Below are 13,169 nucleotides of genomic sequence, written 5' to 3' on the forward strand. Positions count from 1 at the left end.
CGGGGCGCCGGCCTGACCGGCGCCGTACCTGTCAGTCGGTGAGGTCCACCCGGATCGTCAGCAGGTCCGCCCCGAACGCCCGCACCCCGGCGCTGTTGAACCGAGGCAGACCGCGCAGCCGGGCGATCGGGTCGTCGTCGGGCAGCAGATGCGCCGTGCCGGTGTGCCACCGTCCCTTGATCCGCACCCGCACCCGCGGATCGGCCTTGATGTTGCGCACGTACTGGGACCGCTCCCCGAACTCCGACACCAGCCAGAAGGAGTCGCCGACCCGGCGTCCACCGAGCGGTGTGCGGCGGGGCAGGCCGGAGGTGCGGCCCGTGGTCTCCAGCAGGGTCTGGGTCGGCAGGCGGCGCGTCACTGCGTTGAGCCGCCGCTGGAAGGCCCTGACGGTCCGGTACCTGGTCTCTGCGCGTTCGGACATGGTTTGCGGTTCTCCTGTCTCGTAGTGAGGCCGATGCTCTTCAATGTCTCTCACGGGAGATCGAACGAGCGGCGGAACCCCGAAAGGTTCCTCTACGAGAGACGGTGACCCCTTGCGCGTGGTGACCTGGAACCTGTGGTGGCGCTTCGGCCCCTGGGAGGCCCGGCAGAAGGCCGTGCTCGCCGCGCTGCGCGATCTGCGTCCCGACGTCGTGGGCCTGCAGGAGGTGTGGGCCGCCGCCGGTGAGAACCAGGCCGAGTGGCTGGCCGGCGAACTCGGCATGCACTGGACCTGGGCCCCCTCACCCGCCCCCGAGCGCTGGCGCCGCCGGCTCGGCGACCCCACGGTCGACATCGGCAACGCCGTACTGAGCCGCTGGCCGGTAGCGGAGCGGCGGACCCTGCGCCTGCCGGCGCCCTCCGACGTCGACGACGGCCGCCTCGCCCTCTTCGCCCGTCTGGCCACCCCCACCTACGACATCCCCTTCTTCACCACCCACCTCACCTCCGCCCTGCACGCCTCGGCCGTACGCTGCCGCCAGGTCAGCGCGCTCGCCGAGTTCGTCGCCGAGAACCGGGGCGACTCACCCTTTCCGGCGATCGTCACCGGCGACTTCAACGCCTGGCCGGACTCCGACGAGATCCGCCTCTTCGGCGGCTACCGCACCGCCCCCGTCGTGCCGGGCCAGGTCTTCTTCGACGCCTGGCAGTACGCCGCCCCGGACGCCCCCTCCGCCACCTGGGACCGCGCGAACCCGTATGTGGCGGCGGGCCGGGAGCCGAGCGCGCGGATCGACTACATCCATGTGGAGCTGCCCGGTCCCGGCGGGCTCGGCCATGTGCGGTCGGTACGGCGGGCCGGGGACGGCCCGGTCGACGGTGTCTGGCCGTCCGACCACGCGGCCGTGGTCGCCGACTTGGCGGACCAGCCGACGGACTGACGGCCCTGCCGGGCCGGACCGGGCTCCTGGCCTACGAACGCCCCAGGAAGATCGGGTTCGTGAACGCCGCCAACGCCCCCGGCAACGGCCCCGCCGCGGCCTCGTGCCGCAACTCCGCCCGTACGTACGCCGCGTACGAGGGCGTCGTACGCCACTCCACGACGCCCGAACCCGACACCGGCAGCGGTGCGCTCGTGAACAGCACGCCCTGGTCGGTGACGAAGCGGACCGTGCAGCGCGGGGCGCCCGAGACCTCCAGGCGGACGGTGACCGGGGTGTCCCGGTCGACCTCCAGCCAGCCGCCGATGCCCGCCTGCCTGCCCCGGCCGCCGGACGCGGTGAAGGCGAGGGACACGGTCTTCGACTCGGCGATGTACGACCGGCCCGCCCTGATGCCCTCCTGGATCGCCTCGCGCGTCAGGTCGTCGGCGAGGACGACCGTCTGGGGGTGGCCGACCGGGTCGGGGCTGCGGTGGGCGTCGCTGTTGCCCATCGCCGGGATCCAGTCGCGGGCGTCCTCGCGCACCGAGGCGACCAGCATGCTGTCCCAGTCCGCGAGGGCCACCTCGTCGTCCGGCGTCCACGGCCCGTTCCAGACCTCGATGGCGTCCGCCTCGCCGAAGCCGAACTTCCAGTTGCAGCCGACGCAGGTGGCGTGCGGGTGGGCGGGCACGACGAGGCCGCCGGAGCGGCGGATCTGGCGGGCGAACTTGCCGAAGCGGTTGTCCCGCGCTCGGTAGCGCCAGTCGATGAACGTCCCCGGCTCGACGCCGAGGGCCACCACATGGCCGTTGCGCGTCGTGACCTCCTCGCCCAGCATCACGAGCAGGTCGTCGCCCGCCGCATCGGCCCAGTGCGTGTGCGCCGAGTTGGTGTTGTGCTCGGAGCTGTTGATGAAGTCCAGGCCGGCTTCGCGCGCGAGGGCCGCGATCTCCGCGGGCGTGCGGCGGCCGTCGGAGTACCAGGAGTGCAGATGGCAGTCGCCCCGGTACCAGGCACGCCCCCGGCCCTTCGCCCGCTCCGGCGGGTACGTCGGCTCGACGGCCTCGGCCTGCTCGCCGTATGCCAGCGTGATCGTGATCTCGTAGGCGAGGCCCTGCGGGGCCACCGTGTAGGGGCCCAGGGCGATCTGCCAGGTGCCCTCCTCGATCGGCCCGGGGAGGTAGCCCGGGGTCGCCTCGTCCGCGCGGATGAAGAACTCCGTGCGCGCACCGCCCGACCAGCCCCGGAAGCCCTTGCCGCCGAGCTCGGTGCCGCGCTGGTCGAAGATGCCGATGTCGAGGCCGTTGCCCTGGGTGCCGGCCGGGACGGAGGGCCGGTCGTAGGTGTAGGAGACCTTGATCTCCCGCACCCCGTCGGGGACTTCGAGGGGCAGGTAGACGAAGTCGGGCGCTCCGGGCGGCAGAGTCCCGCGGACCGTACGGGTCTCGGCGTCGTGCATGTCGTCCGCCCCTCTCGCAAAGGTCACGCTTCCCAACGTAAGCGCGGCCGCGGCGCCCGTCACGAACAGGGCGCGTCTGCCCAGGCCGACGTGGTTGTCCTCGCACATGCTGCTGCTCCCCAGGTCGTCGTCGGTGACAGGGCATGGGTGGTGCAGTGGTGGTGCGTGCAACTCTCGTATTGAGCCGTGAACGGACGGGCAAGGGAAGGGAATCGGCAGCCAATCACCAGCCGATCGTCAGTGGACGAAGCCCGCCGGTCGCAGGGGATCGAATTAGGCCGACCGGTCGGTATGGACATCGGGACGTTCAAGGGGTACAGATGCGGTCATGCGCATCTCCGTGACGATCTTCCTCACCGACGAGACCATCACCCCGCTCCGGCTCGCCCGTGAGCTGGAGCAGCGCGGGTTCGCCGGGCTGTATCTGCCCGAGCACACCCACATCCCGGTCGAGCGGGCCACCCCGTACCCGGCCGGCGGCGAGCTGCCGCCCGAGTACGGCCGTACCCTCGACCCCTTCGTCGCCCTCGGCCAGGCCGCCGCCGTCACCGAGCGGCTCGGGCTCGGCACCGGCATCACGCTGGTCGCCCAGCACGACCCGATCGACCTGGCCAAGCAGATCGCGACCCTGGACCATCTGTCCGGCGGGCGCTTCACCCTCGGGCTCGGCTTCGGCTGGAACGTCGAGGAGGCCGACGACCACGGCGTCGAGTGGCGGACCCGTCGCGAACTCGTCCGGGACCGGATGGCCCTGATGCGGGCCCTCTGGGCGGAGGAACCCACCGCGTACGAGGGTGATTTCGGTGCAGTGCGCGCCAGTTTCGCCTATCCCAAACCGGTACAGAAGCCGCGCGCCCCCAAGGTCAACGGCCCACGCACGCTCATCGGCGGAGCCGCCGGGCCGAAGCTGTTCACGCACATCAGCGAGTACGCCGACGGGTGGCTGCCGATCGGCGGGCGAGGATTGTCCGAAACCCTTCCCCGCCTGCGGACCGTCTGGGCCGACGCCGGGCGCGACCCCGAGGCCCTCCAGGTGGTGCCGTACGCCGTGTATCCCTCGCCCGGCAAGCTCGCGCACTACGCGGAGCTCGGGATCGAGGAGGTCGTGGTGCAGTTGCCTCCGGCGGGGGAGGAGGAAGTGCTGCGGGCGCTGGACGGCTACGGAGCCTTCCTCGACTGACCTCCCGGCACTGATCAAGCCGACCGTATGCTCGAAGGATGACGACCTCCGCGACTTCCGGATCCGGCCCCTCCGACCGCCCTGGCGGCGGTACCGGCCCGACCGAGAACTCCATGCGTCGCGCCCTCAAACGCGCCCGGGACGGCGTCGCGCTCGACGCCGCCGAGGCGGCCGTGCTGCTCCAGGCCCGCGGCGAGGCTCTCGACGACCTCGCCGCGTCCGCCGACCGGGTGCGGGACGCGGGCCTCGAAGCCGCCGGCCGGCCCGGCGTCATCACCTACTCGAAGAGCGTCTTCATCCCCCTCACCCGGCTGTGCCGGGACAAGTGCCACTACTGCACCTTCGTCACCGTCCCCGGCAAGCTGCGCCGGGCCGGGCACGGGATGTTCATGTCCCCGGACGAGGTCCTGGACATCGCCCGCAAGGGCGCGGCCCTCGGCTGCAAGGAAGCCCTCATCACCCTCGGCGACAAGCCCGAGGACCGCTGGCCCGAGGCGCGGGAGTGGCTGGACGCGCACGGGTACGACGACACCATCGCCTATGTCCGGGCCATCTCCATCCGGATCCTGGAGGAGACGGGGCTTCTCCCGCACCTCAACCCGGGCGTCATGTCCTGGACCGACTTCCAGCGGCTCAAGCCCGTCGCCCCGTCGATGGGGATGATGCTGGAGACGACGGCCACCCGGCTGTGGTCCGAGCCCGGCGGCCCGCACCACGGCTCCCCGGACAAGGAACCCGCCGTCCGCCTGCGCGTCCTGGAGGACGCCGGCCGTTCCTCCGTGCCCTTCACGTCCGGAATCCTGATCGGGATCGGGGAGACGTACGAGGAGCGGGCCGAGTCCCTCTTCGCGCTCCGCAAGATCTCCCGGGCGTACCACGGCGTCCAGGAACTGATCATCCAGAACTTCCGCGCCAAACCGGACACCGCGATGCGCGGCATGCCGGACGCCGAACTCGACGAACTGGTCGCCACGGTGGCCGTCGCCCGGCACATCATGGGCCCGAGCGCCTGTCTCCAGGCCCCGCCGAACCTGGTCGACTCCGAGTACGAGCGGCTGATCCGGGCCGGCATCGACGACTGGGGCGGGGTCTCCCCGCTGACCATCGACCACGTCAACCCCGAGCGCCCCTGGCCGCAGATCGAGGAGCTCACCGAGCGCTCGGCGGCGGCCGGCTTCGAGCTGCGGGAACGTCTCTGCGTCTACCCGGAGTTCGTGCAGCGCGGCGAGCCCTGGCTGGACCCGCGGCTGCTTCCGCACGTACGGGCGCTGGCCGACCCCGAGACGGGCCTCGCGCGCCCCGACGCCGTGGTCGAGGGCCACCCGTGGCAGGAGCCCGAAGAGGCCTTCGTGTCCGCCGGCCGTACGGACCTGCACACCACCATCGACACCGAGGGCCGCACCTCCGACCGCCGCGACGACTTCGACGAGGTGTACGGCGACTGGGGCGCCCTGCGCGAGGCGGCCGCCCCCGGGATGGCGCCGGAGCGCATCGACACCGACGTGCGCCAGGCGCTGCGGGTCGCCGCCGACGACCCGACCCGGCTGACCGACGCCGAGGCACTGGCGCTGCTGCACGCGGACGGCCCGGCGCTGGACGCGCTGTGCAAGGTCGCCGACGACGTCCGTAAATCGGCGGTCGGCGACGACGTCACGTACATCGTCACCCGGAACATCAACTTCACCAACGTCTGCTACACCGGCTGCCGTTTCTGCGCCTTCGCCCAGCGCCGCACGGACGCCGACGCCTACACCCTCTCCCTTGACCAGGTCGCCGACCGCGCCCAGCAGGCCTGGGACGTGGGCGCGGTGGAGGTCTGCATGCAGGGCGGCATCCACCCGGACCTGCCCGGGACGGCGTACTTCGACATCGCGAAGGCGGTCAAGGAGCGCGTCCCCGGCATGCACGTCCACGCCTTCTCCCCGATGGAGGTCGTCAACGGCGCCACCCGCACCGGCATGTCCATCCGGGAATGGCTGACGGCGGCGAAGGAGGCCGGCCTGGACTCCATCCCCGGCACGGCCGCCGAGATCCTCGACGACGAGGTCCGCTGGGTCCTGACCAAGGGCAAGCTGCCGACGGCTACGTGGATCGAGGTGATCTCGACGGCGCACGAAGTCGGCATCCGCTCCTCCTCGACCATGATGTACGGCCACGTCGACCAGCCCCGCCACTGGCTCGGCCACCTGCGCACCCTGGCCGGCATCCAGCAACGCACGGGCGGCTTCACGGAGTTCGTGACCCTGCCGTTCATCCACACCAACGCCCCCGTCTACCTGGCCGGCATCGCCCGCCCCGGCCCGACGATCCGCGACAACCGCGCGGTGACGGCCATGGCCCGCCTCCTGCTGCACCCGTGGATTCCCAACATCCAGACCAGCTGGGTGAAGCTGGGCACGGAGGGCGCGGCGGAGATGCTCCGCTCCGGCGCGAACGACCTGGGCGGCACACTGATGGAGGAGACGATCTCGCGGATGGCGGGTTCGTCGTACGGCTCCTACAAGTCGGTCCATGACCTGGTGGCCGTCGCCGAGGCCGCAGGACGCCCGGCGAAACCCCGCACCACGCTGTACGGCGAGGTGCCCGAGGAACGGCAGCGGGCAGCGGCGGCCTCGGACGGGCATCTGCCGGAGCTGTTGCCGGTGCTGGACTGAGGAGGAGCGCCTCGCGGGGGTCGGTACGATGATCCGACCCCCGCTGGAGGGGTGCCTTAGCTGAGGAGATGCGTGCCCGTGCCTGCTCCCAAGGTCTGGGTGACCGGTCTGACGGTGGGAGCCATAGCCGCCGTCACCGTCCTCGCCGTGCAGGCCGACAAGGGGCCGCACCCCACGGCCGCGTCGGCCCGCCCGAGCGCGTCGGCGTCTCAGGGCGCGAGCCCCGGACCGACGAAGTCCGCCGCGCCCGCCGCCGTTCCGAAGAACTCGGGCACGGGGCGCCGGATCGTCTACGCCCTCGGCCAGAAGCGGGTCTGGCTGGTCGACGCGAGCGAGGCGGCCCGTCGTACGTTCGCCGTCTGGCCGGGCACGGTGAGCCCGGACCCGGGCAGCTACGCGGTGTCCTCGCGCACCATGGCCACCACCGGCTCGGACGGTGTGCAGATCGAGAACATCGTCTACTTCGCCGCGAAGTCCGGCATCTCCATCGCCTTCTCCAACGCCGTGGACGGCTCCTCGCCCCCGCCCGCCGAGGGCAGGCAGACCGGCGGGGTCCGCATGCGCGCGGCCGACGGGACGGCGTTGTGGACGTTCGGCGAGGCGGGTACGACTGTGGTCGTGGTCGAGTAGGCGTCCGCTGCATCCTTCGATGTAGGGCAGGTTCGCCTCCGCTCATGACGATTCGGGCCGCGGCCGCCGTGACGATGAACGCATGACGCACACGGACACGACGGTCCCGCGGGCAACGGAGTCCGCGCCGCCCGTCGGACGACGGCTCCCCCTCCTCGACGTACTGCGCGGGGCGGCCATCCTGGGCACGCTCATGACGAACGTATGGATCTTCACCGGGCCGGGCGCGGAGTGGGGAGTCCTGCAGTCCGGGACGAGCGAGCTGTCGTTCGGGTCGGTCTCGCAGATGGTGGAGGGCACGTTCAGCGTGCTGGCGAACGGCAAGTTCCTGTCGCTGCTGACGATCCTGTTCGGCGTGGGGCTGGCCATCCAGTACGACTCGGCGGCGCGGCGCGGGCAGCCGTGGCCGGGGCGCTACCGGTGGCGGGCGCTGTTCCTGTTCGGCGAGGGCACGGTGCACTTCGTGCTGGTCTTCGCCTGGGACGTGCTGATGGGGTACGCGGTCACCGCGCTGCTCGTCGCCCGGCTGCTGACCCGCTCGGAACGGGCACAGCGCCGGGTGATGTGGTGGGCGGCGGGGGCACACCTGACGGTGATCGGCCTGCTGACGGCGGCGTTGGCCCTGGCCGACAACGGCAACGGCGGCACGGTCTCCCGCGAGGTCGCCGACCTGTACGCGCACGGCAGCTACCCGGACCAGATCGCCTTCCGCCTGGAGAACGCGATCGCGCTCCGTATGGAGCCGGTACTGACCTTCTTCCTCCTGCTCTTCCTCTTCCTGCTGGGCGTACGGCTGTTCCGGGCGGGGGCGTTCGGCGCGGACGAGACAGGGCGCCGGCTGCGCTCGCGGCTGCTGGTGTGGGGGCTCGGCCTCGGGCTGCCGCTCAACATCGCGGCGACGCTGGCCGGCCCGGATCTGACCCTGCTGGCCCGGTACGGCACCGCCCCGCTGCTGGCCCTCGGATACATCGGCCTGATCGGGGCGCTGGTGGACCGGGTACGACGGCCGGGCCCGCTGATGACCGGCCTGACCTCCGTCGGCCGGACCGCCCTGTCCGGCTACGTCCTGCAGAACGTGCTGTGTGTCCTGGTCTCCTACGGCATCGGGCTGGGCCTGGCGGAGCGGCTGGGCGACTCGGGGCCGTGGTGGGTGGTGGGCCTGTGGGCCGGCGTCTGCGCGGTGCTCATGGTGGGCTCAACGCTGTGGCTGAGGCGATTCTCGGCAGGGCCCCTGGAGAGCGTCCAGAAATGGGCCCTGCGCCACTGATTCGGGTCAGTCCGACGGTCGGGCCGACGGCTGCTGCGGCAGATGGTTGACGAGCAGCACGATCCCGCTGAACAGGAACACCCGGGTCGCCGCGTCGAGTCCGTTCCAGTCCCCGGACTGCCACATGGCGAACCACTCCCCGCCGATCGCGATGAACCCGGCGCCGAACAGCAGCATCAGCATCAGCAGACCGTAGGTCGAGAAGCGCCGGGCGCGCAGGTCGTCCCGACGGAACCACAGCCAGGTCCCGTATATGAGCACGAGAGCGGCGACGGTCTCCCAGACGATGATCGCGACGTACGCCGCGTCCTGAAGTCCCTTGCTGGTGACGGCTCTCCACATCAGGTCGTCGTCCTTGAACGTCGTATCCATCGCCAGGACGTGCTGCACGAACTGCTGGTTCGTCCCGAAGTCGGTGATGTTCCCGAAGGCGACGAGGGCGATGTAGAGGGCGACACTCGCGGTGAGGAGGGCGGCGGCGAGGTGGAGGGCGGTGCGTGGGGGTGTCGTAGGCATGATGGTCATCTTCCCCGGCGCACTGGCCCACCACATAGGCATTGAGCCAGCGAATGCGGGACCTACTCGGTGTCCTTGGGGTGGCGAGTGGACGCGTAGACGAGATGGACGGTACGTCGTCCTTCATCGACGAGGTACCGCACGCGGCCCCCTGCCGTCACCTCGTACTCCCACTGGGGACATTCCCGACTACCTAGGCTTCCCGTGGCCAGACGACCGCGCAGTCGGTGCTGGCGGTCGGGATCCTCTCGGGACACGGGGTCCTTGCGCAGTGCCTCGAAGCAGCGCCGTGTGTTCCCGGGGGCTTCTGCGCCCAGCTCTCCCCACCCCTTGGCCGCTTCGTTCGTCGCGAATCGCAGGCGCCATTCCTCGTCCACCGGTGGGGGCGCTACATCGTCACCGCGCTTCGGACTCACGGCGCGGTCACCTCGCCGTGGTCCTCGTCCGGCCGCCGACGGGTGAGCTGCGCGGTGAGCTCGGGGTCGGCAAGGATGCGCGCCGTCGCGCGCCATTCGACGACGACTCGGTGGAGATTGCCATGGACGTCCAACTGGGCCACGTCGTGCGTGGCGTCGATGAGCTCGGCCACGAACTGCTTCAACTCGTCCGCCGACAGGTGACGGACCCACGGGAACACGGAGGGGAGCGCGCGCAGTATGGCCCGTTCGCCGGCATCGCTGCGGACGAGGGCGGCGAGGAGGCGGGCCGTGATGTCGGCCGTCTCCTCGCGCTGCTGGTCATGGCGCGCTGTTGTCAGATACAGATCCTCGCCGTCCCTGCGCGTGATGTGCACACGCCGAGTGCGGTCGAGCGTCTCGGCGACGCGCTTCGAGTTCTTCGAGAGCTCGGAGAAGGCGACCGTAGGAGTGGACATGCTTCCACGTTACTTCGGAACGTATTCCGAAGTCAACCGGTGAGCGGGTGCCCGAAGGGTCGGACCTCTGCCACACTCCAGGAAGACCGGCTACGGGGGTGGAGCTGATGGGGCCGACGCGGCCGTCGATGCAGGAGCTGATCCGTCGGCGCGGACGGGCCGGGTTCGTGGGACGGGGCGCCGAACGGGCCGCGTTCCGGGCGAACTTCGACGTTCCGCCGGAGGACGAGCGGCACCGGTTCCTGTTTCATGTGCACGGCAACGCGGGCGTCGGCAAGACCTTCCTGCTGCGCGAGCTGGAGGAAGTCGCCCGGGAGCGTGGCGCGTTGACGGCCTACGTCGACGAGAGCGCGGGGAGCGTGCCGGACGCGCTGGAGGCGATCAGTCGGCAGTTCGCGGCGCAGGGGTCTCGGTGCAAGGAGCTCGACCGGCTGCTGACCGCCCACCGGGAGCGGCGATACGAGGCGGAGCTGGCCGCGATCACCGTCGCCCCGGCCGAGCCGCAGGCGCCGTCGGCGGGCAGCATGGCGGTGGCGCGGGCCGGCCTGGTGGGGCTCGGGATGGTGCCGGGCGTCGGAGCCTTCGCGGGCGCCCTGGATCCGGCCCAACTCGCCCAAGGCGCCGATCGGTTGAGATCCGGGCTCGGCGCCCGCTTCCGCAGCCACGAGGAAGCCCGGCTCGTCCTCGCCCCGGAGAGCGTGCTCACCCCGGTGCTGCTGGACGAGCTCGCGCAGGCCGCTTCGGCCGTGCCGTGGATCGTGCTGTTCCTCGACACCTACGAGCGTACCGGCCGCTTCCTCGACGGCTGGCTGCACGATGTGATGACCACGGACCGCTACGGCGCGCTGCCCGCCACGGTCATGGCGGTGACGGCCGGCCAGCTTCCCTTCGACACCGTCCGCTGGGGCGGCTTCGGGGACTTCATGACCGACCTGCCGCTGGCGCCGTTCACCGAGCCGGAGACACGGGATCTGCTCGCGGGCAGGGGAGTGCTGGCCGAACCGGTCGTCACGGAGGTGCTGCGGCTCACCGGCGGACTGCCGGTGCTCGTGTCGACGCTCGCGGAGAGCCGCCCCGCCGACCCGGCCGACGTGGGCGACCTCAGCGCCACGGCCGTGGAACGGTTCCTGAAGTGGGAGGCGGATCCGACGCGCCGCTCGGTCGCGCTGGCGTGCGCGCTGCCACGGCGGCTGAACGCGGACGTGTTCCGGGCGCTCGTGGACCGACCGGACGGCGAACTCGACGAGCTGTACGCGTGGTTGCGGGGCCTGCCCTTCGTCAGCGAGCGCGGCGGCCGGATCCGCTACCACGATGTCGTACGTGCGCCCATGCTGCGCCTGCAACGCCAGGAGTCGCCCAGAACCTGGACGGCCCGGCAGCGGGAGCTGGCGTCGGTGTTCGGCCACTGGCGCACCGAGGCCGAGGCGGGCCGCGGCGGCGAGGAGCTGTGGGCGGACGAAGGCTGGCGCGAACTGCGCCTGGCGGAGCTGTACCACCTGCTGTGCGCCGGCGAGTCGTCGGTCCTCTCGGGCGCGTTGCGAGATGTCGTCGACGCCTGCGAACAGGGCGAGTCCGTCGCGGGCCGGTGGGCATGGGTTTTGGTGGAGGCGGGCTGGGACGCCGAGACGTGGCCGGTGGCCGAGTGGGGGCGGCAGCTGGCGGAGGCGTTGGGGAGAGGGGGGACGGCAGCGGTCCTCGAACTGGTACTACGGCGGACGGGGTTCGAGCGGAGCCCGGTGCCCGCGGGGCCGGGGCCGGACAGCGACGGCGGGTACGGTACGGCGGTCGTTCAGCCGGGCGGACCGGTCGACCTCGGCTGGAGCGTCGTACTTGACCCCGCGGCCGCCGCCCGCGCCTACCGCACCCGCGCCATGTCCCACGACCTCGCCGGCGACCAGCGCGCCGCCGTCGCCGACCTGGACCGCGCTCTCGAACTGACCTCGGACGATGCTCGCAGCCTGGCCCTGCGCGGCGAGTACCACCGCGCCCTGGAGCATGACGACGAGGCGATCCGCGACCTGGACAGGGCGCTCGGCCTGAACCCCGACGACGCCTTCGCCCTCGCCTCTCGGGGCGCCGTCCGCCTCGGCCGCCGCCAGTTCGCCGAGGCGCTCGTGGACCTCGACCGGGCCGTGCGGCTCAAACCGGACTACCCCTGGGCGCTGGTCCGCCGAGCCCGGGTGCACCGCGCCCTCGGCGACCCCGAACGCCAACTGGCGGACCTCGACCGGGCGGTGACCCTGGACCCCGACTGGGCCTGGGTCCGCTGCGAGCGCGGTGACGCCCTGCGCGTCGCCGGCCGTGACGAGGAGGCCCTCGCCGACTACGACCACGCGCTCGCCCGGGAGCCCGACTACGGCTCCGCCCGCGCGAGCCGGGGCGCCGCGCTGGCCAACCTCGGCCGCCATGAGGAGGCTCTCGCCGACCTGGACCAGGTCCTGGAGCGGAGGCCGACGTACGCCTGGGCCCTCCTGCAGCGGGCGGCCGTCCACCGGCACCTCGGCGCCCACGACAAGGCTGCCGCCGACGAGGCACACGCGGCCGCCCGGACCGGCGCCGACGCCTCATGAAGCCCGGGCAGCAAGGTCCGTTACGCGGATGCGGAGCAGGCCCTGACGAACGCTGCCCACGAATCGTCCGTGAACGCGAGGCGTGCGCCGTCCTTGTCCTTGGAGTCACGGACGTGGACGGTGGGGTTGGTTGGGGCGGGGGATATGGCGACCTCGACGCAGTCAGGGCCGTCGTTGCCGCTGTAGCTGCTCTTGAACCAGACCAGCGTGGGGGTCATTATTCGTCTCCCAGGACTTTCTCGATGAAGGCCACAGATTCCCGTGGTGGCAGTGCCTGCGCTCGGATCATTCCATAGCGCATTTCAAGGACTTGGACTTCCTGGGGGTCACTGATCACCCGGTCGTAGAGCTGCCCCTCCGAGTGCCCCAGTGTCTTGCCGCCCCGGAGCTTCAGCAGCCGAATCGAGCCCATCATGCCCGCGTGATCCTCGCGGTCCAGAGGCATCACCTGGATCGAGACGTGCCGCAACTTGCTCACCTCAAGCAGGTGTTCGAGCTGCCGTCGCAACACCATTCTGCCCCCGATGGGCCGCCGCAGCGTCGCCTCTTCCTGGACAAAGGTGATCTGAGAGAGCGTTTGATTTGAGTTGATTGCACCTTATGTCTTAGTAGGTGCCTCGCCAGGTAGGTGTGGTCTCGTCCGTTATGCGCTTGGCGAGGTTGTCGATCGAGG

The 13,169-nt window shown here is 71.3% G+C and carries 11 protein-coding genes and 1 pseudogene; 6 read left to right on the plus strand and 6 right to left on the minus strand.

What is annotated here, in order from left to right:
• Nucleotides 1-31 precede the first annotated feature (31 nt).
• Nucleotides 32-424: a nitroreductase family deazaflavin-dependent oxidoreductase gene (locus ACZ7NC_RS39685; protein ID WP_471496115.1), complete on the minus strand. Its 393-nt coding sequence runs from the start codon at nucleotides 422-424 to the stop codon at nucleotides 32-34.
• 112 nt (nucleotides 425-536) lie between these two features.
• On the opposite strand from ACZ7NC_RS39685, the gene ACZ7NC_RS39690 reads away from it, so the two are divergent.
• Nucleotides 537-1,364, plus strand: a complete 828-nt coding sequence (locus ACZ7NC_RS39690; RefSeq protein WP_471496117.1) for an endonuclease/exonuclease/phosphatase family protein — start codon at nucleotides 537-539, stop codon at nucleotides 1,362-1,364.
• 31 nt (nucleotides 1,365-1,395) lie between these two features.
• Here ACZ7NC_RS39690 and ACZ7NC_RS39695 read toward each other — a convergent pair whose 3' ends face one another.
• Entirely contained in the window at nucleotides 1,396-2,913 is a 1,518-nt protein-coding gene (locus tag ACZ7NC_RS39695) for a CehA/McbA family metallohydrolase (RefSeq protein WP_471496119.1), read from the minus strand.
• A 220-nt stretch (nucleotides 2,914-3,133) separates the two neighbouring features.
• Here ACZ7NC_RS39695 and ACZ7NC_RS39700 point away from each other — a divergent pair, with 220 nt between their 5' ends.
• The 4 genes from ACZ7NC_RS39700 (at nucleotide 3,134) to ACZ7NC_RS39715 (ending at nucleotide 8,536) form a co-directional block, all read left to right on the plus strand.
• Nucleotides 3,134-3,985, plus strand: a complete 852-nt coding sequence (locus ACZ7NC_RS39700; RefSeq protein WP_471496121.1) for an LLM class F420-dependent oxidoreductase — start codon at nucleotides 3,134-3,136, stop codon at nucleotides 3,983-3,985.
• 38 nt (nucleotides 3,986-4,023) lie between these two features.
• The gene (locus tag ACZ7NC_RS39705) at nucleotides 4,024-6,639 is read left to right on the plus strand and encodes a bifunctional FO biosynthesis protein CofGH (protein WP_471496123.1); all 2,616 of its coding nucleotides are present in this window, start codon (nucleotides 4,024-4,026) and stop codon (nucleotides 6,637-6,639) included.
• Between the two features lie 78 nt (nucleotides 6,640-6,717).
• Complete coding sequence (locus tag ACZ7NC_RS39710; protein ID WP_471496125.1) at nucleotides 6,718-7,269, plus strand: hypothetical protein; 552 nt, start codon at nucleotides 6,718-6,720, stop codon at nucleotides 7,267-7,269.
• Nucleotides 7,270-7,351: 82 nt separating this feature from the next.
• Nucleotides 7,352-8,536: a DUF418 domain-containing protein gene (locus tag ACZ7NC_RS39715; RefSeq protein ID WP_471496127.1), complete on the plus strand. Its 1,185-nt coding sequence runs from the start codon at nucleotides 7,352-7,354 to the stop codon at nucleotides 8,534-8,536.
• Between the two features lie 6 nt (nucleotides 8,537-8,542).
• Here ACZ7NC_RS39715 and ACZ7NC_RS39720 read toward each other — a convergent pair whose 3' ends face one another.
• Together ACZ7NC_RS39720 and ACZ7NC_RS39725 are read right to left on the minus strand one after the other, a co-directional pair.
• Nucleotides 8,543-9,052 (minus strand): DUF2165 domain-containing protein, encoded by a 510-nt coding sequence (locus ACZ7NC_RS39720; protein ID WP_471496129.1) that lies wholly within the window; start codon nucleotides 9,050-9,052, stop codon nucleotides 8,543-8,545.
• Nucleotides 9,053-9,464: 412 nt separating this feature from the next.
• Nucleotides 9,465-9,926, minus strand: a complete 462-nt coding sequence (locus ACZ7NC_RS39725) for a prevent-host-death family protein (RefSeq protein WP_471496131.1) — start codon at nucleotides 9,924-9,926, stop codon at nucleotides 9,465-9,467.
• Between the two features lie 107 nt (nucleotides 9,927-10,033).
• Here ACZ7NC_RS39725 and ACZ7NC_RS39730 point away from each other — a divergent pair, with 107 nt between their 5' ends.
• Entirely contained in the window at nucleotides 10,034-12,496 is a 2,463-nt protein-coding gene (locus ACZ7NC_RS39730) for a tetratricopeptide repeat protein (protein ID WP_471496133.1), read from the plus strand.
• A 20-nt stretch (nucleotides 12,497-12,516) separates the two neighbouring features.
• On the opposite strand, the gene ACZ7NC_RS39735 is transcribed toward ACZ7NC_RS39730, so the two are convergent.
• On the minus strand, nucleotides 12,517-12,714 hold the full coding sequence (locus ACZ7NC_RS39735) for a DUF397 domain-containing protein (protein ID WP_471496135.1): 198 nt from the start codon (nucleotides 12,712-12,714) through the stop codon (nucleotides 12,517-12,519).
• Nucleotides 12,714-13,061 (minus strand): annotated as a pseudogene (locus ACZ7NC_RS39740) (DUF5753 domain-containing protein); the annotation flags it as partial. The pseudogene ACZ7NC_RS39740 and the gene ACZ7NC_RS39735, both read right to left, overlap by 1 nt.
• Between the last annotated feature and the right edge of the window lie 108 nt (nucleotides 13,062-13,169).

The organism is Streptomyces sp. NPDC111802, assembly GCF_055634335.1.

Excerpts from the sequence above, each read along its gene's own strand:
- ACZ7NC_RS39705 (WP_471496123.1), top strand. The coding sequence starts at position 4,024 with ATGACGACCTCCGCGACTTCCGGATCCGGCCCCTCCGACCGCCCTGGC.
- ACZ7NC_RS39715 (WP_471496127.1), top strand. The coding sequence starts at position 7,352 with ATGACGCACACGGACACGACGGTCCCGCGGGCAACGGAGTCCGCGCCG.
- ACZ7NC_RS39720 (WP_471496129.1), bottom strand. The coding sequence starts at position 9,052 with ATGCCTACGACACCCCCACGCACCGCCCTCCACCTCGCCGCCGCCCTC.
- ACZ7NC_RS39700 (WP_471496121.1), top strand. The coding sequence starts at position 3,134 with ATGCGCATCTCCGTGACGATCTTCCTCACCGACGAGACCATCACCCCG.
- ACZ7NC_RS39725 (WP_471496131.1), bottom strand. The coding sequence starts at position 9,926 with ATGTCCACTCCTACGGTCGCCTTCTCCGAGCTCTCGAAGAACTCGAAG.
- ACZ7NC_RS39730 (WP_471496133.1), top strand. The coding sequence starts at position 10,034 with ATGGGGCCGACGCGGCCGTCGATGCAGGAGCTGATCCGTCGGCGCGGA.
- ACZ7NC_RS39695 (WP_471496119.1), bottom strand. The coding sequence starts at position 2,913 with ATGTGCGAGGACAACCACGTCGGCCTGGGCAGACGCGCCCTGTTCGTG.
- ACZ7NC_RS39685 (WP_471496115.1), bottom strand. The coding sequence starts at position 424 with ATGTCCGAACGCGCAGAGACCAGGTACCGGACCGTCAGGGCCTTCCAG.
- ACZ7NC_RS39735 (WP_471496135.1), bottom strand. The coding sequence starts at position 12,714 with ATGACCCCCACGCTGGTCTGGTTCAAGAGCAGCTACAGCGGCAACGAC.